We start from the raw sequence: 23,006 nt of genomic DNA, 5'->3' as shown, positions 1-23,006 counted from the left end.
ATTATTGCTTGACTATCTTTCCTGTTTTATGCAGATTTTCGGCATCAAAACTGTAAAAGTAAAGACCGCTTTGTAAGGTCTGCAAAGAAAGAACTGGATTTGAATTATTTATTTTTTCTTCTATCAATTTCTGTCCTAAAACCGAATAAATTGTTACTGATGCTGTATTACTTTCATTTAGAAAAGAAAAAGTAACGGTATTTTTAACAGGATTTGGATACACAGAAAAAGCAGTTTCGGCTATAAAATTATCCGCACTTAAAGTAGTTCCAAAATTAGGAATTCCGTAACCATAATTATTATCTGGATTTGAATATCGGTCGGAAGAAGCTAAAATCATCTGCCTGATTTCTTTGTTTGTTTTGGATGGAAAAGCCTGCCATAAACAAGCCACCATTCCTGCCATGATGGGACACGAAAAAGAAGTTCCATTTGCTGTACCAATATTTCCATTTACATCAGAAACTACTGCCAGAGTTCCTTGCGCCATAATATCAGGTTTTATTCTGCCATCATAACTTGGCCCAATTGAACTAAATCCTGATTTTACTTTAGAAGCCGTAACCGATCCAACTGCCAATACAGAAACAGCATCGGCAGGAGACCCAATATGTTTTTCTGTTTTAATCCCTTCATTTCCAGCTGATGCCAAAACCAAAATTCCTTTACTAAATGCTGTCTCTGCACCACGCGAAATAAAATTTGTAATTCCGTTCATATCACTGTAAGTATGATCGTACCTGACTTCATCACGTATATTAAAATATCCCAGTGAAGTTGTAATAATATCAACCCCTAAAGCATCTGCCTTCTCTGCTGCTTCGACCCAAAGTGATTCTTCAAGAGGATTTTCCAAAGCATCAATTTCTGTAATAAAAAGATAATACGATGCATTTGGAGCTGTTCCGATCAGAGCATTTTCTTTATAACCTCCCATGGTGGAAAGTACCGAAGTTCCATGATTACCTCCTGCGTAAAAATTAGCATTTCGTGTAGTATAATCATAACCTCCTAGAATTTTATTATTATTTCTAAGATTTTCAAAAGGCTGAATCGTATTCACCCCAAGAAAGCCGTCATCTAAAACCGCAATAATTTTCCCTTCTCCAGTATAATTCTGCTGATGTAAAACCTGACCATTCAACATCTGAATTTGATTACCCGAATTACCATAAGCATAATCGATAGCAGTTTTTGATTGTTTTTTCGTCTGATTTATAGCAGTTTCAGAAACTTTTTTTGCCGTAGTGTTTAAAGTTCTGTCTGCAAATTCGATTTTCTGAACAAAGGCTAATGTTTTTAAAGCATTGACATTCGCTTGCGTTCCGCGAATATGAAGCGCATTCAACCATTTAGACTGTGCCATGACCATTATTCCTGTACTTGCCTTAATTTGGTCAATGTACGAAGTTTCCAAAGGTGCATCAGTAATATCTAGAGCGATGTTTTGATTCGTTCTTCGATCTAAAGCTCTCTGAGAAAGTTCTGCCAGCGGATTATTGAAGAATAATTGTGCATTAGGTTTAGCATTAAAGTAAACCCAAGCCTCTTCCTGTGCAAAAACAGTAAATGAAAGAAGTATTAAAAGAAAAGTAAAGTTATATCTCATAGCATACTTTTTATGGAATCACTTCCAAATAAAGTATAAAGCTAAGAAATTACTCCCGAACCAGCTAATTCATTTCCTAAATACCAAGCAACAAATTGTCCTTCTGTAATAGCAGATTGTGGTTCTTCAAATTCTACATACATTCCATTTTCGAATTGGTGTAAAACTGCTTTCTGCAAAGGCTGGCGGTAACGAATTCTCGCCATTACTTCCATTTTCTCCCCAGCTTTCAGTGTTAAATCTTCTCTAATCCAATGTACTTCAGATTCTCCAACGAACAGGGCTTTTTTAAATAATCCAGGATGTGAACTCGATAAACCAGTATAAATAGTATTCGTTTCAACATCTGTAGCAATAACAAACAAAGGATCTGTAGTTCCTCCTACGTTTAGACCTTTTCTTTGTCCAACGGTAAAATAATGGGCACCTTGATGTTTCCCAACTACTTTTCCCATAGTTGGAAGATATTCTAATTTTTGAGATTCTAATTTTAATTCTTCTTCCAAAGAAAGTGCAGCTGATTTTACAGCAGTATAAATCGGATCGTTTTTATCTACCTGCACAATTTTACCTTCTTTTGGCTGTAATTTTTGCTGTAAAAATTCTGGAAGACGAACTTTTCCAATAAAACATAAACCTTGAGAATCTTTCTTTTCGGCTGTAACCAATTCCATTTCAGCAGCAATTTCGCGTACTTCTGGTTTGGTCAAAGCTCCAATAGGAAATAACGCTTTTGATAATTGTTCTTGCGACAATTGGCATAAAAAATATGATTGATCTTTGTTAACGTCATTTCCAGCAATCAACTGATAAACCGTTTTTCCGTCCACTTCGATTTCGCTTTTTTGGCAGTAATGTCCTGTTGCTACATAATCTGCACCAAGACTTAAAGCGATTTTCATAAACACATCAAATTTGATTTCGCGGTTACAAAGCACATCAGGATTTGGAGTTCTTCCTTTTTCGTATTCGTTGAACATATAGTCCACGATTTTTTCTTTGTATTCTTCACTCAAATCAACAGTTTGAAACGGTATGCCAAGTTTTTCAGCAACAAGCAGAGCATCGTTACTGTCTTCCAGCCAAGGACATTCGTTTGAAATAGTAACCGAATCATCGTGCCAATTCTTCATAAAAAGACCAATAACTTCGTACCCTTGCTGCTGCAATAAATATGCTGCAACACTAGAATCTACTCCACCTGAAAGTCCAACAACTACTCGTTTCATTTTAAAATGTTTGATTTTTTAAGGTTGCAAAGGTACGCCAAATAATAGAAAATTTCACAAAGGTTTGCATTACTTTAAGTAATCCCGCAGTAGATAAAACTTATTGCTTTTTTAATTACATTTAATCATCAATTCAATGTAACGTGAAAAAATACATTTACAGCTTATTTTTCTTGTTTGTACTAACTAATTTAAGTGCGCAGCGTTTTGTCTCTTCTCTTCCAGATTATGAGGCTTACAAAGCATTTCGAGGTAAACCTTTGTCTGATAAATTCTCCAATATCGAATCGGTTAAAGTTGTGTATGATCTCCGAAAGCAAAAAATGTATTATTTCAACAGCAGTCTCATTTTACTGCATTTTGATTTCGCTGTCAATTATTTAGGCTACAGTTCTGATTTGGATATTTTTAATAATCAAAACTACAGCGATACTCAAAAAGACAGAGATTTTTTGCTCGGAAATCTAAACCATATTAAAGGAACTGATAAATGGATTTTTGAACTTGCCGCTTCCGACCACATGCCGATTGCATTAATTGAACGATTTTTCAATTTAGTCAGAACTTCCACTTTTATCGGCATGAAATTAAAATTTTATTTGAATAATCCACAAATGATGGAATGGTTTCAGCAAAATAAATTTAAAATTCCGTGTGTGAAATCGGATTATATTTTTGGAGAAATTAAATATCAGGAAGTCGTTCGAGGAACAAATGTCGGAATTCTCAAAAAATACAATCTTAAAGAATTAGAAACTGTAAAACCAAATCCGGACGAAATCATCATTTTGAATGGAACACCCGATATTCTTCCAAATGTAAGAGGAATTATTGTAAACGAACTTCAAACGCCTTTGAGTCATTTGGTTCTTTTAGGTAAAAACAGAAAGATTCCGATTATGGCTTATACAGATATTGAAAAAGACAACAATATCAAAAGTCTTCTTTCTAAAAAAGTCGAATTAAAAATAGCCATTGATACTTTTTACATCAAGGAAACAACTAAAAAAATCAGTCTAAAAACAATTGGAAAAAAGAAAAAACTCCTAATTGATAACACTATAACCGAATTAGTTGATTTATCTCAAATTCCAAAAAAAGGCGTAAATTACATTGGTTCCAAAGCACAAAACATGGCTTATTTGATCGCAATTTCCAAAGAAATTTCGTTTAAAGTTCCAGAAAATGCTCACGCCATTCCCTTTTATTTTTATACACAGCACATTCAGAAAACTTCAATTTCTCCATTAATTGCCGCACTTTTAGCTTTTCCAAAAAAAGACTCGACAGTTTGGATTAACAATCAACTGAAAAAAATTAGAGATGCCATTAAAAAAGAACCAATTAATCCTGAATTAATTTCAAAATTAAATCTAGCTTTTAAAGAAGCTAAATTCAAAAATTTCAGGTTTAGATCGTCAACCAATGCAGAAGATTTAGACGATTTTAATGGTGCAGGATTGTATGATTCGAAAACAGGAATTTTAGGAGATTCTATCAAAACTTTCGAAAAGGCAATCAAACAGGTTTGGGCAAGCGTTTGGAATGAAGCTTCGTATAATGAAAGAGAACTTTTTGGCATCGATCAGCAGAATATTGCAATGGGCGTTTTAGTGCATCGTTCCTTTCCAGACGAATTAGCCAATGGTGTTATTATTACTAAAAACCTTTTCAGACAAAACTTCCCAGGAATCACAGTTAATATTCAAAAAGGAGAAAACTCTGTTGTAAAACCAGAAAAAGGCGAAATCTGCGAACAATTTGTGGCTTATCATTTTAATGATGGAAAAGACGACAAAGACTTTGACATTGATTACACCTCCAATTCTAATTTGAATAATAATGAACCTTTATTAAGTCGAAAAGAAATGAGCAACCTATTTAATGTCAGCAGGAAAATTGAAGAAAAAATGTACCGTTATTGGCGTAAAAACCAATTTCATCCTGTTGATATCGAATTTAAAATCGTTGGCGAAAAGAGAGATTTATATATCAAACAGGTTCGTCCGTTTAACGATTAATAGAAAACCAATACATCTATTTCGTTTGTTGCAGTGTTAATTAAGACAATTCTAAAATCAAATTCTTCAATTTTAATTTTCTGCTGAATTGATTTTCGGATGTATTCTGAATTTAAAGAAAAATTATCGTCAAGAGGCATTTTCAAATCGACTGAATTCAGATATTTTGAAGCTTTTTTATTGACAATAATTGAAGCGACAATATAGAACCCAATTATAATTATTTGAAAGAAAAGCAATAATTCAATCTTTTCAAACGGATACATTATATCTAAAATGGACAATGTAATCGTCGCAAAAAGAAAAATTATCGCATTTACGGTAAAAGACTGTGTTCTAAAACGAAGTATTGAAAAAATAGCGAATAATCCAAATCCTATTCCAACTCCGATTTCAATTTTGGTAAATAAATAACAAAGCGAAAAAGTACAAAGACCAACAATAACCATTAATGGATTTATAGTGGCGTTATCCTTTCTATTGGAGAAAAAATACAAAACCAAAATCGAAAAAAACAAAAGAAGAAATCGTCCTAAAAGTTCGTTTAAATCCATAGGTTAGAATAAATTGATGACTCAAATGTAAACAATTTACTAATTAGTAGTCCATTTATAGTTTTTGGACCACTCGTAAAATTTATCCAATTTATCTTGATTCTTTTTATGCCATTTAGCAACATCCTCCTCGCCTGAATCCACATACGCGATATACGCAAAAGGCTCAATGAGCTTTTTATTTTTCATTTCGATGAAATATGGCGCTAAAAAGTTCCAATAAAAGCCTGTATTATCATTCTTTGTCTCTTCTAATGAGGCACAAATAACCTCAAACTTTCGTATAAAATTCTCTGCATCTGTTTTTTTTACATTCTTTTTATCAAAGTCTAAACCTGCGCTCATAGAAAGTATCAAATCTGCAGCAGAAAAATCATTTTCTTTTTTAACTCCTGTAGAATCTGGAAGTGTTGATGCATCGATATTAATTGTTACTGCTTTCTCACCTGTTTGAGTCACGCCTTTCATCATTAAGCTTTTTAAATTCTCAAAGTTCTTCTTTGATCTGCTTGTTTGCGGTTCGACAATTAAGAATCTTGAAAAGGCCATAACAGCAGGAATTCTATTAGAATTTGTCTCTAATATCCCGATAGCATTTAATGAACCAGCATGTTTTGGATTTATACTCAAAGATTTTTGAAAGCAGGAAAGAGCTTCTGAACTATTATTAGAATTCGCATAACAAATCCCCTTATTAAAATACAATTGATAATAATTTGGAAATCTCTGAATTCCTTCTTCGTATATTTTTAATGCTTCTTCATTTTTCTTTAAATGATCTAACGCATTAGCATAATTAACGTAAACATTCTGAAGTCCGCTTTCGGGATGAGTTACAATAGCATGTTTTGAAATAGCTATAACTTCATCAAATTTATTTAAAGAATTCAATGTTAAAGATTTTTCAATTAAAGCAAACAAATTGTCTTTATCTAGTTCTAAAGCTTTATTATAATTTTTAATTGCTCCTTCATAATCACCTTTATCATGAAGAACTATACCAGATTCTACAAGTTTATCTGCTTCATCTTTATTTTGTGCATAAATACCTGTAAACATTAAGAACAAAAATAGTAGACTTTTAACTTTCATATAGGTTTGATTTAGATTATAAACTTACTATATTTTACTTACATAAAAACAAAATCAAAAAAAAAAACGATAGCACAAAAAAAGGACTTAAAAAAATTATTTAAGTCCTTTCGGTAGAATTATTGCATCTATTATTTTTTAGGAGCTGGCCCTTTCTCAGAAGCTTTATTAGTATTTTTAGGATCACTCATATTTACTTCTTTTATCAATTTCCCTTTTTGATAAAACTGCCAGATTCCTGCTTTTTTACCGTTTACAAACTTCCCCTTAGATGCCACTGAAGCATCTGATTCATAAAAAACAGCATCACCATTGTATTCATTATTTTTAAAAGTAGATTCTTCTAAAAGTGTTCCGTCTTGCCCTAATTTTTTATAAGCTCCTTCTTTCAAACCATTTTTATACATCATCTCTTCTGCCACTTTTGAATTGGGATAATAAATAGTTTTCAAACCTTCCAGCTTTCCGTTTTTGTAATTTTCAGAAGTCATTAAAACCTTTGAAGCTTTATGATAATATTTCCATTCTCCGTCACGAGATTTTCCAATTTCTTTTCCTTCGCTCACTATGTTTTTATTTTGGTCATAAAAAATAGTATACGAGCTCCCGTCATTGGTACTAAAATCTCTTGTTGCGATTACATCTCCTTTTTTAGTATCATCAAAAAATTTAAAAAGACCTGTTTCTTTTCCGTGATTAAAAGTTCCTTCATAACGCGGACGCTTAGATTCGGCATAAGTACCTTTCCAAAGTCCGTCTTTTTTTCCGGCAGCATCAACTTTATTAATATCTGTTTGTGCATTTAAAACCAATGCATTTAGAAACAGTAATCCGAGAATGATTTTTTTAGAGATCATAGTATATTTTTTAAGCTTAACGAAAATCTGAATTATAAATTATATTGGCAAAAAAAAATCCCGATAAATCGAGATTTTTTTTATTTAGAATTATTTCTTTTTCTTGTTCTGAGCTTGAGCTTTTGCAGCTTCCTGCTGTTCCATTACTTCTTGAAGACGCTGTTGGAACTTACTTGGTTTCTTTGGCTCTCTTTGTTTGTTTTCTTGAATCTGAGCGTGAATTTTTTCACTGTCTACAATATAATTCTTAATAACAAACATAATTCCGATTGTAATTAAGTTTGAAATAAAGTTATACAAACTCAAACCAGCACCGTAACTGTTGAAGAAAATTAACATCATTAATGGCGAAACATAAATCATGATTTTCATCATTTTTGCCATATCCGGCATACCTTCTTGCTGAGGCGCTGCCATTTGCTGATCTCCTGAAGTCATCTTCATGTAGAAGAAAATTGCAATTGCTGCCAGAATTGGGAACAAACTGATATGATCTCCGTACAATGGAATATTAAAAGGTAATTTTACGACAGAGTCAAAAGAGGATAAATCGTCTGCCCAAAGGAAACTTTTTTGTCTTAATTCAAACGCTGCAGGGAAAAACTGGAACGAAGCATACATAAACGGAAGCTGAATCAATGCCGGGATACATCCTGCCATTGGGTTTACTCCTGCTTTGTTGTACAGTTTCATTGTTTCCTGTTGTTTCTTCATTGGGTCTTTTTTGAATTTTTCTCCCAACTCTGCAATATCAGGTCTTAAAACTTTCATTTTAGCCTGAGACAAGAATGATTTATACGTAATTGGCGACATAGCCAATTTGATAATTATCGTAAAAATGATAATCGCAATTCCTAATGATAATCCAATAGTTGAACTTAAGAAACCGAATAATGGAATGAAGATTAATTTGTTAATCCATCCAAAAATTCCCCATCCTAAAGGAATGATCTTATCGAAATTTTTATCGTAAGCTTTTAATGTTTTATAATCTACAGGACCCATATACAAATTCATTTTGTAATCGATCTCTCCGTTTGAAAACGCTAAAGGCAAATTGGCTCTAAACTGTTTAGTAAAAACAGTATCTATCTTTTCATCTTTAACTAAATCATCAGACTGCAATTTTGAAGTCTCAAATGGTTTTTCTGTAGATAAAATAGTGGCAAAGAAATGCTGTTTGAATGCTACGTAACTTAGTTTTTCAGGAGTTTCTTCTTTTCCTTGTCCATGACTATTTACATAACTGTATTTTGCATCTCCATATTTATAGTTAATTTCAGCAAAACGATTTTCGTAAGAAACACTTTTCTCGTTTCTGTATGTTTTTAAATCCCATTCTAAATTTAATGGTTTAGCAGAATTTAAAACTTTATTTAAACCTTGAGAACGAATATCAAAACCAACTAAGTAATCATTTGGCTTCAAGATATATTTATACTCCAAAAACTCATTTGCTCCAGCTTTTAAACGCATAGATAAAACTTGGTCTGCACCAATTTTTTCTAATGTTGGTTCGAAATACAAATCTTTAGAATTTAATGTTCTATTATCTGTAGTAAGAAGCTGTAAATTTAAGTTGGAGTTGTTGTTTTTAATTAATTCAACTAACTGACCTGAACCTTTTTTAAACTTTTCAAATTCTTTTAAAGTAGCTTCAACAATGTAACCACCTTTGTTAGCGATTTTAAGCTTAAGCTTTTCGTTTTCAATTGTAGTAAAAGTTTCTTTTGCAGAAGGAAGCGTTGCAGAATAAGCAAATCCTCCTAAAGTTTTTTGCAACTGAGCCAATTGTACTGTATCTCCAGGAGTTACGGCAACAACTGGTAGTGATGCTGTTTTAGTTTTATCAGCTTTTGCTTGTGCTTCTTGTTTAGCTACTAATTCTTTCTTGGCTTTTTCAGCAGCAATTTCTTTTTCAGAAGGTTGATTTTGATAAAAAATCCAAATCAAGATTCCAAATATCAATACAAAACCAATGATCGAATTGAGGTCTAATTTTTTTTCTTCCATTATTTTTTAAAAAAGTTATTCGTTTGAGGTTATTAGTAATTAGTTTGATTTAAAAGTTACACCTCTTAGAATGAATTATTATTTTTTATGCGCATTTACTGCAGCTGCCACAAAGTTTACAAAAATAGGGTGCGGATTTGCAACTGTACTTTTGTATTCTGGGTGGTATTGTACCCCAATAAAAAATGGGTGGTTTTCAAGCTCAACAATCTCAACTAAACCTGTATCAGGATTTACTCCAGAAGCTTTTAAGCCTGCTTTCTGCAATTCATCTGCATATTTATTATTGTACTCATAACGGTGGCGGTGACGCTCCGAAATAGTTTTTTCTCCGTAAATTTTGTACGCTAAAGTGTTTGGTTTAATATCACATTTCCAAGCACCTAAACGCATTGTCCCTCCTTTATCGGTTACATTTTTCTGTTCTTCCATTAAATTCACAACCGGATGAGGCGTTTTATCGTTCATCTCTGTAGAATTCGCTTCTTTATGACCTAAAATATTTCTAGAATATTCGATAACAGACATCTGCATTCCTAAACAAATTCCGAAGAAAGGAATGTTATTTTCACGAACGTAACGAACTGCTTCAATTTTTCCTTCAATTCCTCTTTCTCCAAAACCTGGAGCAACTAAAACTCCGTCAAGAGTTCCTAATTTCTCTTCTACATTATCAGCATTAATATGCTCTGAATGAATAGAAATTACGTTTACTTTAGTTTCATTTGCAGCTCCTGCATGAATGAACGCCTCTAAAATAGATTTGTAACAATCCTGCATTTCTACATATTTCCCAACCAAACCAATGTTTACAGTTTGTTTTGGGCTTTTTAATCTTTTTAAGAAAGTATTCCAGTTTTTAAGATCTGGAGATGCTTTTTTAGGTAAATCTAATTTCTTTAAAGCCACAACATCTAATCCTTCTTCAAGCATTAAATTTGGAACTTCATATATAGTAGAAGCATCAATTGACTGAATAACTGCTTCTTTCTTCACATTACAGAATAAAGCTAATTTCTGACGTAATTCCTGAGACAATTCATGCTCAGTTCTACAAACCAGAATATCTGCTTTAATACCGCTTTCCATTAAAGTTTTAACAGAGTGCTGCGTTGGTTTTGTTTTTAATTCCCCTGCTGCAGCCAAATAAGGAACTAAAGTCAAATGAATCACAATTCCGTTATTTTCACCTAACTCCCAAACCAACTGACGAACAGATTCTATATAAGGTAAAGATTCGATATCCCCTACAGTTCCGCCAATTTCAGTAATTACAATATCATAATCGCCAGATTTACCCAGCAATTGCATTCTGTCTTTGATTTCGTTTGTGATATGAGGAACAACTTGAACAGTTTTTCCTAAAAATTCTCCTCTTCTTTCTTTTTCAATAACCGAAAGATAAACTCTTCCTGTAGTAACATTATTAGCCTGAGAAGTAGGAACGTTCAAGAAACGCTCGTAGTGTCCTAAGTCTAAGTCAGTTTCAGCTCCATCATCTGTCACATAACATTCTCCGTGCTCGTAAGGATTCAAAGTTCCTGGGTCAACGTTAATGTATGGATCAAATTTCTGAATAGTTGTACGGTATCCTCTTCCTTGTAACAATTTTGCCAAAGATGCCGCGATAATCCCTTTTCCTAATGAAGAGGTCACACCTCCTGTAACAAAAATATATTTTGTTTGATTCATTCTGCTGTTGTTTGTAAGTAGTTGTGTAAAAAACTTGGCAAAAGTACAAATTTAATTAGACAATTTATCAATTCCAGAATGAGATAATTTTTAAAATTTTAGAGTTCTTTTAATTTAAATGAAGGTTTTAAGTTTTGACTTTATAAAACGAAAGAATTTTATGATTTTAGCTAAAAATTCGCAATTAATAATCCATAACCTTAACAATTTAAAAATACTTTTTTAAGGCTTTGGATATTGTTTTTTGATATTTCGAATCAACTCTTCCAAGCCATTCAATTTCAATTCATAAATCAATTGCAACTGCTGACCAAGCTCTCCTTTTGGAAAACCTTTATTATGATACCAAACCACGTAATATTCAGGTAAATCAATTAAATATTTTCCTTCGTATTTACCGAATGGCATTTTGGTGTGGGCTAATTTTATGAGTTGTTTTTTGTCTTGATCCATTTTTTTTCAGAGAGGAAAGAAGCTAGAATATAGAAAATAGACTTCTGCATTTGCTTCGTTATGCAAAGCTATTACTTATTTTTCTTTTGCCACAGATTAAAAAATAGTTTTCAGTCTCGGTCACAGTTTACAGTTTACAACAAAAATGCAGACATAGACTGAAAAACTTAGAACCTCAGAATCTTAGAACCTTAGTATCTTAAAAAAAGAAGCAAGAAAAAAGAACATAGTTCGTTCTCCTTTCCTGCTTCAAAAATATTATTCAACTAATTACTTACTTCTAAAATACTAAGAAAAAAAACTTAGAATCTCAAAACCTTAGCATCTTAGCATCTTTTTAATAATGCCATCTCACGAAAGCTTCCATTGCCGCATAAGTTGCCAAACCTAACTGATGGTACAATTGAGCTGTTTCGCGGTTTCTGTCTTCTGCTCTCTGCCAGAACTCTCTTGCATCTGTTCCTTGGAAAACCACTCCATCTTTTTGAGACTGGTGTTTGAAGATTCCATGACGTTTTGCTAAAACCTGATCAGGACTCATTGGAACCGCCATTTCAACTTCGTCAATTCCCCATTCCTGCCAAGCTCCACGGTACAACCATAACCAGCAGTCGTTCATGAATTCTTTTGGTTTTAAAACTTTTACCGCTTCAAAAATAGCATCCAAACAAACTTTATGCGTTCCATGCGGATCTGCTAAATCTCCAGCAGCATAAATTTGGTGTGGTTTAATTTTTTCAATTAAATCGACTGTCAACTGAATATCTTCTTGCCCAATTGGTTTTTTCTCAATTGTACCAGTTTCATAGAAAGGCAATTCCATAAAGTGAATTTGAGAATCTGGAAGACCCACAAAATAACTTGTCGCTCTCGCCTCTCCTTTTCTGATTAAACCTTTGATGTAACGAACTTCTGGGATATCAATTTCGCTGTTCTTTTTGTTTTGCAAAAATGCTTCTGCTTTTTTGTAGATATTATCTGCTTCTTCGCTTTTGATTCCGAATTTCTCGTTGTAATCAATTACGAATCTTGCAAAACGAAGTGCTTCATCATCAGCAACCGCAATATTTCCAGAAGTCTGGTAAGCAACGTGCACTTCATGTCCTTGCTCTTGCAAACGCATGAAAGTTCCTCCCATACTAATAATATCATCATCAGGATGCGGACTGAAAAGCAATACGCGTTTTTTAGCTGGCTCTGCTCTTTCTGGACGATTAGAATCATCAGAATTTGGTTTTCCACCTGGCCAACCTGTAATTGTATTTTGTAATTTATTAAAAATCTTAATATTAGTATCGTAAGCTGGGCCAGAATCTGCCAACAAATCGCTCATACCGTTTTCGATATAATCTGCATCTGTAAGCATTAAAATTGGTTTTTTAAGATCTAATGCTAATCCTAAAACTGCTTTACGAGTTAACTTGTCTGTCCAAACAATTTTTTCAACCAACCAAGGTTTATTGATTCTAGTTAATTTTGAAGAAGCTTCTTTATCTAAAATAAAAACAGCATTGTTATGTTCTTGCAAAAATGACGCAGGAACTCTATTGGTAACTTCATCCTCAACCGATTTTTTTACAATATTTGCTTTTCCTTCTCCCCAAGCCAATAAGATCACTCTTTTTGCTTCCATGATTTTTTTAACTCCAAGTGTAATTGCAGTTCTTGGTGTATTATTTAAACCATAAAAATCTTTACTTGCTGCAACTCTTGTAATATGATCTAGTGCCACCAAACGAGTTTTAGAGTTTTGAAGCGAACCAGATTCGTTAAAACCAATATGTCCGTTACCTCCAATTCCAAGAACCTGAAGATCAATTCCGCCTAAAGCTTCGATTTTAGCTTCATATTCGTGACAGTAATCAGCGATTTGTTCTTTTGTCAAAAGTCCGTCTGGAACATGAGCGTTTTCAGGTAAAATATCGACATGATCAAACAAAAGTTCTTTCATAAAACGAACATAACTGTTGATTGAATTTGGTTCCATTGGATAATATTCATCCAAGTTAAAACTGATTACATTTTTGAAACTCAAACCTTCTTCTTTATGCAGACGTACTAATTCAGCATACAATCCTTTTGGAGAAGAACCTGTTGCCAAACCTAAAATACAAGGCTTGCCTTCTTTTTGTTTTTCTCTGATTAAAGCTGCAATTTCCTGCGCTACTTCTTTTGAAGCTTCTGTGGAGTTTTCAAAAACAACTGTGTTGATGTTTTCGAATCGTTTTTCGAAACCTGTTGCTTTGTCGATTTTACTTTTTAACATGATATATTAATTTTTATTTTTTGTTCAACTTTTCCATTTCCTGTATTTATGTCCTTTTACAGCATAAAACAATATCATTATATATGAAGGCAATAACATTAAATAAGCTATCTGATTGCCACTCCTTGAAACGTTTTGCATATTTTTTGCAACGATTGACGAATTGATGCTTTCTGTAATCATTCCATAGAATAATGGAAAAACGGCACCACCAATGATTCCCATAATCAAAATCGCACTTCCAATCTTGGTATATCCTCCTAAATCCTGCAAAGCCATTGGCCAAATCGCCGGCCAGCACAAAGCATTTGCTAATCCCAGCAATGCTACTAAAAGAATAACTACTGGCATATTTTGAATTCCTGCAAATGCAATTATTATTTTAGGCGATATTAAAACAATTGTCAAAACCAGTATTATTCCAAGTATGCCCGACACTTTTAAAGCCGTAACCTGCGAAACATATCTGGGTATTAAAACAATCCCTAATATATACCCAACAACCATTGCCGACATGGTAAACGAAGTTAGCTTCAAATAAAAATTCCCTTCGTCTCCATAAACGCCAAGCTGTTTTCCAAAACCTCCGATCGAATCTCCAGCCAACACTTCGGCAGACAAATACAACATTAAAGTGATTACTCCTAAAACTAGCTGCGGATGTCTAAATGCGTTTTTTATTTGTTTAAAAATATTCAGATTTGATACATTACCTTCTTCATCTAAATCAATTTCCGGCAAAGGAGAAAATTTTACCAATAAAGCTAAAACCGTAATAATCAAACCCATATAAAGATACGGTCTTTGTAATTGCAATGCAAGAGAATTTAGAGCATTTGTTTTCGAAACCTCATCCATCAAAGCGATTTTATCAGCCGTGAAGTCCTGCATATTAGACAAGACCAAAACAGTCAACACAATCGGCGCCACAAATCCTGCCAATTTATTAGCAATACCCAAAACGCTGATTCTTGCTGCCGCGCTTTCTCTTGGGCCGATTACCACAACATAAGGATTTGAAGCCGTTTGCAAAACCGCTAGACCAGTTCCCATTACAAATAAGGCTAATAAAAACAAGAGAAATGTTCGACTTGCAGCCGCAGGATAAAACATAAATGCTCCAGCGGCAATTATCAATAATCCTAAGGAAATTCCATTCTTATAACCCACTTTTTCAATAATATAAGAAGATGGAATAGCCATTACAAAATAGGCAATATAAAATGCGAAAGTCACGAAATAGGCTTGAGAAGAAGTTAATTCGCAAGCCAATTCAAAAAACGGAATTAGCGGCCCGTTCAGCCAGGTTACAAATCCTAGGATAAAAAACAATAAAGTCAAAATCACCATTGGAACAAGGGTGTTTTTTCTTTCTAATTGTAATGTACTTTGAATGTTTGTCATAATTTTCGGGTTGATTAGTTATAGATTTAGTTCTTTCAAAATCTAAATTAGAATCAACGCTTTAATTACCTTATGCGTAATTTATGCAAATATCTGCATTTTTTTTGCAAAACAAAAGTAGTACATTAAATTTCCTTAATTTCTAATTTAGATATGAAAGTTTTGTTAATTTTTGCTATTCCAGTTTAAATCAGGGTAATATTTTGCTAAATATGCTTTTACATCGGCAATATCTTCTTTAGCCGTTAAATCTGGAACATGCTCTGAAAACGGAATTCCGATCGTAGTATTCGGATTTTCCTTAACGGAGTTTAAAAGTACTGTCGGCAATTCTTTTTCATCGCGTTCTGGATGAACAGGACAATTCTTTAAATGAATATACAATGTTTTGCCATTAAACTTAAAAGCGTTCATACTTACTCTTATTTTACCTTCTGAGTCTTTGTATTGTTCTAAAACATCTTTAGAAGGTTTTTCTAAAATATCGAGCAACTGATTATTCTGATCTAATTTTGCAATGGCAAAACGGGAAATACGTTCTAAGGGAAAATCCATTGCATCGCGGTCATAACCTATAAAAGCATTCGGACTTTCTGTTTCTCTCAAAGCACGCAAGGCTTCTGCCGAATACAAATTATCACTGTTACAAACCGAGTAAAACTGAGAATTAAGCTCCGGATATTGTTCTACAGCTTGAAACAAAGCATCGGCAGTTCCAAATGGTTTTACTCTCCCTTCTGGAATATATTGAACAGCAAACGAAACGTTAAGACCATGAAAATCATTATTTTTCATCTGGCTTCCGTAAAACTCTTTAAACAAATCGCCTTGTTCTCCTATAATAATATAAATGTTTTTGTAGTCCGCTTTTTGGGCATTCCATAAAAGATAATCCAACAGAGGTCTTCCGCTTGCGCCGACACCAATTAAACCTTTGCTTCTTTCATTAGCCTGCGCTATTTCTTCTGGAGATAAATTATCTAAAACCGCTTCTTTTTTCATTCGAGAAGAAGCTCCGCCGGCTAGAATTACTAAATTGTCGTGCATTGTATTTTAAATTTCAATATTATCTATAATTCGTACTCCTGGATCTACATTTACAGCATAAGCCTCTTCAGCACCAGCTTTTAAGATTGCTTCAATTACCTCGTCTTCACTTTTAGGATCAGCAATAACCACAATACTTCCACCTCCGCCAGAACCCACGATCTTTGCGCCGTATGCTCCGGCTTTCAAAGCGGCATTGATCATGGCATCAATTCTTGGAACTGTTATTTTGAGAAGATCACGTAATACTTCATGATGACCGTTCATTAAAGCACCAATTTTTTTAAGATCTAAAACTGGTTTTTCAAATTCAATTAATGCTTCTTTCGTATAATGGTAATTTTTAATTGCCGCTTCAAAATAAGGAATTAATCTGTCTGGAAGGCAATTGCGATATTGATTCAAATCTTTAACTTCAGACGTATTTAAATCAAAGTCAGGATAATTTTGTTTGACGATATCAATGGCCATTAAAGCATTTCCTTTTAACTCGCCGATTAAACCAATTGTCTCTTTTGGAACTCCTGAAACTCCCGTTATCAAACCTTTTAATTCGGTTCCGATTACATCAAATGAAAAAGGTTTTTTAGTATTAATATACACGATATTTCCAACGCCAATGCTGAAATGATCCATCATACCACCAGGTTCTCCATGCTCTAAAACTTCCGATTCGTACCCTAATTTGGAAAGGAAATCTGGCGTCACTTCATGATCAATCCCAAAAGCCTCTATCAGAAAGCGAATCCAAGCCATTAATAAAGCAGAAGAACTTGATGTGCCTGAATTTATTGGAATATCTCCCGTAATCGTTATAGTATAACCTGTAGTGGGTTTACAGCCATATCTACGCAAAACACGCAATGCTGAAGCAAAATAATCTCGTGGTTCTAATTTTTCGAATGCAGCATGAATATCAATAATCCGAATTTCGTCAATATCAATCATATTGAGAACAAATGTATCGGTCTGATTTTCCTTTGCAATTAATTTTATATTTCGATCTATAGCGCAGGCTATAACAGGCAGTCCTAAATAATCTTGATGATCTCCAAAAAGGCATGTTCTCCCCGGCGCTGAAGCTGTAATTTTTCTCATTTAAAAACAAGCTATTATAATACTAAAAACCAGTGTTTTAAAGTATGTTTTGATTAGTAAATTTACTTTGATTTTGGGTTTTGATTGTACGAAACTATAGATTATATTTTGATAAAACAAATAAATCAATAAAAAATGTGCTCGAACACACTAAAAAATGTTCTCGAGCACATTTTTAAAATTCATCCAAAGTATATTCCGAAAAATTAAATGTAATTTATATATTTGCTTATATGGATAAAAAATATACTATTAAAGACATTGCGCAAATGGCCGGCGTTTCTAAAGGAACTGTCGACAGGGTTTTGCATAATAGAGGAAAGGTTTCTCCTGCTGCGCTGGAAAAAATTAATGAGGTCTTAAATGTTATTGATTATGAACCGAATTTAATAGCACGAAATTTAAAAAACACCAAAATTTATAAAATCTGCGTTCTCCTTCCTGATCCTGAAATAGATTCATACTGGCTTCCTTGTGTCAACGGGATTCAGGATGCTGTAAAAGAATTTAAACCTTACAGTGTCAATATTACCATTCAATATTTTAATCCAGAAAGCAAAAAATCTTTTGTAAATGCTAACGACGCAGTATTAAATCTTGAACCTGATGCCGTGTTAATTGCGCCAGTATTTCATAAAGAAACCATTGAAGCGGTTAAAGTTTACGAGGAGTCCAATGTAATTGTCAATACTTTCAATAATCAAATTGAATCCAATACTGTAAAATGTTTTGTCGGTCAGGATCTTCATAAAAGCGGCCGAGTTGCTGCCAGTTTGATGAACTTAATTTTATCTGAAGGCCAGATCGCAATTGTCCATATTGACGAAAGCTTGAAGAATGCCGTCCACATGCAGGAAAAAGAAAAAGGTTTTAAAAGTTATTTTGAAGAAAAAAAACTAGATGCTTTTTCATTGACCACTCTAAAACTGAAACACCCAAATGTTGAAAGCAAATTTTTAAACTTCTTGGACGAAAATCCGGATTTAAAAGGCATTTTCATTACAACTTCAAAAGCGTATCAAATTGCCACAACTCTTTCCAGTTTAAAAGACAAAAAAATAGCTTTGATTGGTTACGACTTAATCGAAAAAAATGTCAATTACTTAAACGAAGGCTTACTGCATTTCTTGATTCATCAAAATCAAAAAAGACAGGCTTATTTAGGCGTAAGCACATTGGCAGAACATTTCTTATACAGCAAAGAAATTCCCGAAACCATTTTACTGCCAATTGATATTATCAATGTTGAAAATGCCGATTTCTATATTTACTAACTCTCTTTTTAGCACTTAATCTTCTAGAATAAATTTTCCGAAAGAGGAAGGAATATGAAAATTTGGTTCTTCCGTTTTAGGATTAACCCAGGAAATCCATGTTGGTTCGTATTCTAAATTTTCATTTTTTGAGAATTTAGCTCGGTACACTCCTGCTTCAATAACATTGTTTTGAATCAAATCTAATTCCTTAAGCGAAGTCATGCTTATTTTTCCCTGAACAGTAAATGAATTAGGATTTTTAAACGAATAAATTTCTAAATGCCCTTTTGGCCATTTCCAATCGTAATCAAAATTCCATTTTGGATAAGCCTCAAAATCTAAAATACGAGTATCTACATCCATTTCCAAACAGTAATAGGGACTTAGTTTTTCATCTTTTCTAAAAAAAAGCTCCACACGATCTGAATTGCAAATACTGTCTGTAGAATTGTCTTTTCGATCAATATAAATTTCAGAATCAAAAACCTGAAAATTGAAATACAAATAAGCAGCATTCCATCTGGCTCTAAATTCAATTTTCGAAAATGATTCTGTTTTCCAAGGCGAACAAAAATCGGTCAGGCAATTTGCTTTTTCCCAAAAATCAGCATCTAGTTTTTCAATGTTTATTTTTTCATTTTGTTTAACGAAATTGACTTTGTAGGCTTTTAAATCTGAACTCATTTTCTAGGTTTTTATTTTATTTTTTTTAAGCAAAAAGCGTGTTTCTAAAGTTTCTATTTTACCTTTTAAAAAATTCTTACTTGTAACTCTTTTTAAAAACGCTAAATAAGACAAACTTTTTCATAAAATCTAATTTTGTTTTCCCCTGATTCTCTAATTAAAAAACTAGAGAAAGAAAAAACTTATACATTTTAATCTTGAAAATACTTAATTAATTCTTAGATTTAGAAATAAACAATTGCGGAATTATTAGTAAAAACAAAAAGCACTTTATATTCCTTAAAAAAGAAAACTTCCCGCTAACAATCCGATTAAATCAGACAACTGTCAATTTTACATTTTATTTTAGAATATCAGCAACTTTTTGCGTCAAAAAAAATCAGTAACATAAAAAATGTGCTCGAGAACATAAATTTTATGTGTTCGAGCACATTTTTTGTGTTTTTTCTTGTTTTATAATTTTTTAATCTATAGTTTCGTCAAACAATTAGAATTTAAACGATGTTTTTTGCATCAATTTTTGATCATTTTCAGTTAAAAAAAGTGATTCAAAAACGTCAACAAAACCAAAATTTTAATCTGTAGAAAAGAAAAAAATCAACTAAACAAAAAACTCAATTATTAACCAAAACCTAACCAGAGTATGAAAAAAGTATTCGCTAAAAAGTCTCGAACTTTTAGAATGCATTCAGTACTTGAAAAAAGCTTAAAAACGGCGTTATTTTCATTGTTGTCTTTAAGTATTCAAGCAGCGACTGCAGCACCAATTAGTGAAATCGATTCAAACAAAACCAGTTTATTGGCATTTCAAAAAATTGTAAAAGGGAAAGTTGTAGACGAAAAAGGAACTCCAATCCCTGGAGTTAATGTTGTGATTAAAGGAAGTAAAACCGGTGTTCAAACCGATATGGATGGTAGTTTTGCTATCGAAGTCCCAAATGCTTCCACAATTTTAGTGTTTTCTTTCCTTGGAATGCAGGAACAAGAAGTTCCAGCAGGTAATTCTTCATTAAAAATCACAATGAAAGAAGCTGGACAGCAAATGGATGAAGTAGTCGTTGTGGGATACAGCAAAGTAAAAAAAGAAAGTTTAACAGGATCTCTTCAAACTTTAGACAACAAAAAAATCGTTGATATTACTACTCCAGCTGTAGAAAATATGCTGGCTGGAAAAGCTACTGGTGTTTTTGTAAACACAGGCGGAGGCCAGCCGGGCTCTGTCGGGAAAATCATTATCCGCGGTAGAACGACTGTAAACGGAAGTACAGATCCGTTATGGGTTATTGATGGCGTAATTGTTGGAAACAGTTCTGGAAATATGAATCCAGCAGATATTGAAACCCTTACTGTTCTTAAAGACGCCGCTTCTACAGCCGTTTACGGTTCTCAAGGTGCAAACGGAGTTATTGTTGTCACTACCAAAAGCGGTAAAAAAGGAAAACCTTCTATTAGTTTTTCTGCAAGAACGGCAATGACTACAATCAACAACGGAAATTTCAGTATTATGAATGGCGCTGAATTATATGATTTATATGATTCTTTCGCCAACAAAGAAGATTTTAAAAATGTTTGGTGGTGGACTCCAGAACTAAGAAACAAAAACTACGATTGGTGGAACAATGGCTCCAAAACAGGGATAGCGAACGACTACAATTTGTCTATCAGCGGAGGTGGCGATAATTTTAAAAGTTATGTTTCTTTAGGATATTATGATGAAACAGGCGCTGTAAAAGGGTATGAATACAAAAAATACAATGGTTTAATGAAGTTTGAGTACAAACCTAACACCTGGTTTACTTTACGCCCTCAAATAAACTTAACCAAAGAAACTACATTTGACCAACAGCATTCTGTAGGTGCATTGTACGGAAATATGCCTTGGGATAGCCCGTATTTAGAGGATGGTACTTTGGTTGGAAATGCTCCAAATCCAACTTGGGTAAATACAACGGGCTCTAATTATTTGTATGATTTACAATGGAATTATGGCGAATCTGAAAGTTATACAGTTCGTGCCAATATGGATTTTGATATTAAATTCACAAACTGGCTGACCTTTGCTTCTGTTAATAATTACATTTTTGGAAATTACACTTCAACGTATTATTCTGATCCTAGATCTTCATCTGGATTAGCAGTTAAAGGACGAATTGAGGATTATTTCAGTAATTATAACAGAGTTTATAGCAACCAACTTTTAAGATTTAATAAAACTTTCGACAAACATAGTTTTAATGCTGTTGCAGGTTATGAATGGAACGAATACAACTCTAAATACAGCAACGGAATCGCAACTGGAATTCCGCCGGGAATTATCGTTGCTGATGCAGCCGCTGTTCCAGAAAAAGTAGGTGGTGGAAGATCGCAATGGGCAGTTCAATCTTTATTGTCTAATGTGAATTATTCTTATGATGACCGTTACTTGGCACAAGTTTCTTTCCGTCGTGACGGAGCTTCAAACTTTGGGAAAAATGCTCAATATGGAAATTTCTTTTCTGTAAGCGGTGGATGGAACATTCATAAGGAAAGCTTTTTCCATGCCGATTTCATTAATAATCTAAAATTGAAAGCGAGTTATGGTTCGGTAGGAAACAGACCAAACAGCTTATACCCGCACCTGCCATTGTATTCTTTCTCTCAAAGTTACAATGAAAATCCAGGCGCTTTAATTTCACAATTGGGAAATCCTGATTTAAGCTGGGAAAAAACGTATACGGGCGATATTGGTTTGGATATCGGATTATTCAATCGCGTCAATATTACTTTAGATTATTACAATAAAAATACTTCTGATCTTTTATACCAAGTACCGCTTCCAGGTGTAATTGGGGTAACCAGTATTTGGAGAAACGTTGGAGCAGTAAATAATAGAGGTTTTGAAGCATCTATAAATGTTGACATCATTAAAAACGACAATTTCAAATGGTCTGTTGATGCGAACATCGGAACAAACAAAAATAAAGTGACCAGTCTTTATGGTGGTAAAACACAAATCATTGTAGGTGATGGAAGTGGTATTGCTGGTTCTGCCTCAAAACTGCTTACGCCAGGACTAGATGTCGATAGCTGGTACTTAACAGAATGGGCTGGTGTTGACCCAGAAAATGGAAAACCGCAATGGATGACGACAGATGCAAACGGAGCTCGTGTTAAAACTTATGATTATGCTGCGGCTTCTAAAAACCAAAAAGTAATAGGAGCCTATACGCCTGATTTTTTTGGAGGATTTTCTACTAATTTAAATTATAAAAGTTTTGATTTCGCAGCTATTTTCAGTTACTCTGTAGGCGGGGAAATTTACAATTATGCTAGAGCAGAATTTGATTCGGATGGAGCTTATACAGACCGTAATCAAATGAATTTACATAGCGGCTGGAGCCGTTGGGAAAAACCTGGAGATATTGCAACACATCCGCAGGCTATTTACAACAACCCAAGCAACTCTAATAAAGCTTCTTCTCGTTTCTTAGAAACTGGAACTTACCTTAAAATGAGAAGCATTACTTTAGGTTACAACATGCCGATTGAAAGTCTTTATATTTCAAATTTAAGATTGTACATCGCTGGAGAAAATTTATTTACGATCACACATTATTCTGGTGTTGATCCTGAACTTCCTCCTAATTACAATAGTGCAACTGGACAAAATGTAATTTCTGGAGTTGCCTCACAGGTCTATCCTTCAACAAGAAAAGTGGTATTAGGACTTAACTTAACTCTTTAAAAGCAAA

Annotated in this window: 16 protein-coding genes; 3 read left to right on the top strand and 13 right to left on the bottom strand. The window is 33.5% G+C overall.

Annotation, left to right across the window (positions count from 1 at the left end):
* Position 1: 1 nt before the first annotated feature.
* Both P2W65_RS13020 and mnmA read right to left on the bottom strand, forming a co-directional pair.
* The gene (locus tag P2W65_RS13020) at positions 2-1,609 is read right to left on the bottom strand and encodes a S8 family serine peptidase (RefSeq protein WP_289666086.1); all 1,608 of its coding nucleotides are present in this window, start codon (positions 1,607-1,609) and stop codon (positions 2-4) included.
* Positions 1,610-1,650: 41 nt separating this feature from the next.
* A complete protein-coding gene (mnmA, locus tag P2W65_RS13015; protein ID WP_289666085.1) occupies positions 1,651-2,838 on the bottom strand; it encodes a tRNA 2-thiouridine(34) synthase MnmA in 1,188 nt (395 codons plus the stop codon).
* 143 nt (positions 2,839-2,981) lie between these two features.
* Between mnmA and P2W65_RS13010 the strand changes: the two genes are divergently transcribed.
* Entirely contained in the window at positions 2,982-4,859 is a 1,878-nt protein-coding gene (locus P2W65_RS13010; protein WP_289666083.1) for a PEP/pyruvate-binding domain-containing protein, read from the top strand.
* On the opposite strand, the gene P2W65_RS13005 is transcribed toward P2W65_RS13010, so the two are convergent.
* The 10 genes from P2W65_RS13005 to P2W65_RS12960 all read right to left on the bottom strand — a co-directional run bounded on the left by P2W65_RS13005 (position 4,856) and on the right by P2W65_RS12960 (position 17,335).
* Positions 4,856-5,413 carry a DUF4956 domain-containing protein gene (locus P2W65_RS13005; protein ID WP_289666081.1) on the bottom strand — a complete coding sequence of 186 codons (558 nt, stop codon included), beginning with the start codon at positions 5,411-5,413 and terminating at the stop codon, positions 4,856-4,858. The genes P2W65_RS13010 and P2W65_RS13005 overlap by 4 nt on opposite strands.
* Positions 5,414-5,452: 39 nt before the next feature.
* Positions 5,453-6,505, bottom strand: coding sequence for a tetratricopeptide repeat protein (locus tag P2W65_RS13000; protein ID WP_289666080.1), 1,053 nt, complete (start codon positions 6,503-6,505; stop codon positions 5,453-5,455).
* 131 nt (positions 6,506-6,636) lie between these two features.
* Complete coding sequence (locus P2W65_RS12995; protein ID WP_179007433.1) at positions 6,637-7,362, bottom strand: toxin-antitoxin system YwqK family antitoxin; 726 nt, start codon at positions 7,360-7,362, stop codon at positions 6,637-6,639.
* A 90-nt stretch (positions 7,363-7,452) separates the two neighbouring features.
* Complete coding sequence (gene yidC / locus P2W65_RS12990; protein ID WP_289666079.1) at positions 7,453-9,375, bottom strand: membrane protein insertase YidC; 1,923 nt, start codon at positions 9,373-9,375, stop codon at positions 7,453-7,455.
* A gap of 78 nt (positions 9,376-9,453) precedes the next feature.
* On the bottom strand, positions 9,454-11,067 hold the full coding sequence (gene pyrG, locus P2W65_RS12985; protein ID WP_289666078.1) for a CTP synthase: 1,614 nt from the start codon (positions 11,065-11,067) through the stop codon (positions 9,454-9,456).
* 222 nt (positions 11,068-11,289) lie between these two features.
* Positions 11,290-11,520 (bottom strand): DUF3820 family protein, encoded by a 231-nt coding sequence (locus tag P2W65_RS12980; protein WP_008462478.1) that lies wholly within the window; start codon positions 11,518-11,520, stop codon positions 11,290-11,292.
* A gap of 337 nt (positions 11,521-11,857) precedes the next feature.
* Positions 11,858-13,786, bottom strand: coding sequence for a glucosamine-6-phosphate deaminase (gene nagB, locus P2W65_RS12975; protein WP_289666077.1), 1,929 nt, complete (start codon positions 13,784-13,786; stop codon positions 11,858-11,860).
* A gap of 24 nt (positions 13,787-13,810) precedes the next feature.
* The gene (locus P2W65_RS12970) at positions 13,811-15,190 is read right to left on the bottom strand and encodes a sugar MFS transporter (RefSeq protein WP_289666075.1); all 1,380 of its coding nucleotides are present in this window, start codon (positions 15,188-15,190) and stop codon (positions 13,811-13,813) included.
* Positions 15,191-15,355: 165 nt separating this feature from the next.
* A complete protein-coding gene (locus P2W65_RS12965; RefSeq protein ID WP_289666073.1) occupies positions 15,356-16,237 on the bottom strand; it encodes a sugar phosphate nucleotidyltransferase in 882 nt (293 codons plus the stop codon).
* Between the two features lie 6 nt (positions 16,238-16,243).
* Positions 16,244-17,335, bottom strand: a complete 1,092-nt coding sequence (locus tag P2W65_RS12960; RefSeq protein ID WP_289666072.1) for a mevalonate kinase family protein — start codon at positions 17,333-17,335, stop codon at positions 16,244-16,246.
* 233 nt (positions 17,336-17,568) lie between these two features.
* On the opposite strand from P2W65_RS12960, the gene P2W65_RS12955 reads away from it, so the two are divergent.
* The gene (locus P2W65_RS12955) at positions 17,569-18,609 is read left to right on the top strand and encodes a LacI family DNA-binding transcriptional regulator (protein WP_289666071.1); all 1,041 of its coding nucleotides are present in this window, start codon (positions 17,569-17,571) and stop codon (positions 18,607-18,609) included.
* Positions 18,610-18,624: 15 nt separating this feature from the next.
* Here the strand turns inward: P2W65_RS12955 and P2W65_RS12950 are convergent, their stop codons facing one another.
* A complete protein-coding gene (locus P2W65_RS12950) occupies positions 18,625-19,275 on the bottom strand; it encodes a sugar-binding protein (RefSeq protein WP_289666069.1) in 651 nt (216 codons plus the stop codon).
* A 643-nt stretch (positions 19,276-19,918) separates the two neighbouring features.
* On the opposite strand from P2W65_RS12950, the gene P2W65_RS12945 reads away from it, so the two are divergent.
* Positions 19,919-22,999 carry a SusC/RagA family TonB-linked outer membrane protein gene (locus P2W65_RS12945; RefSeq protein WP_289666068.1) on the top strand — a complete coding sequence of 1,027 codons (3,081 nt, stop codon included), beginning with the start codon at positions 19,919-19,921 and terminating at the stop codon, positions 22,997-22,999.
* The last annotated feature ends 7 nt before the right edge of the window (positions 23,000-23,006 follow it).

Origin of the sequence: Flavobacterium panacagri, from assembly GCF_030378165.1 — a bacterium.
Lineage (GTDB): Bacteria > Bacteroidota > Bacteroidia > Flavobacteriales > Flavobacteriaceae > Flavobacterium > Flavobacterium panacagri.
This window is presented reverse-complemented; position numbering and strand designations above follow the sequence as displayed.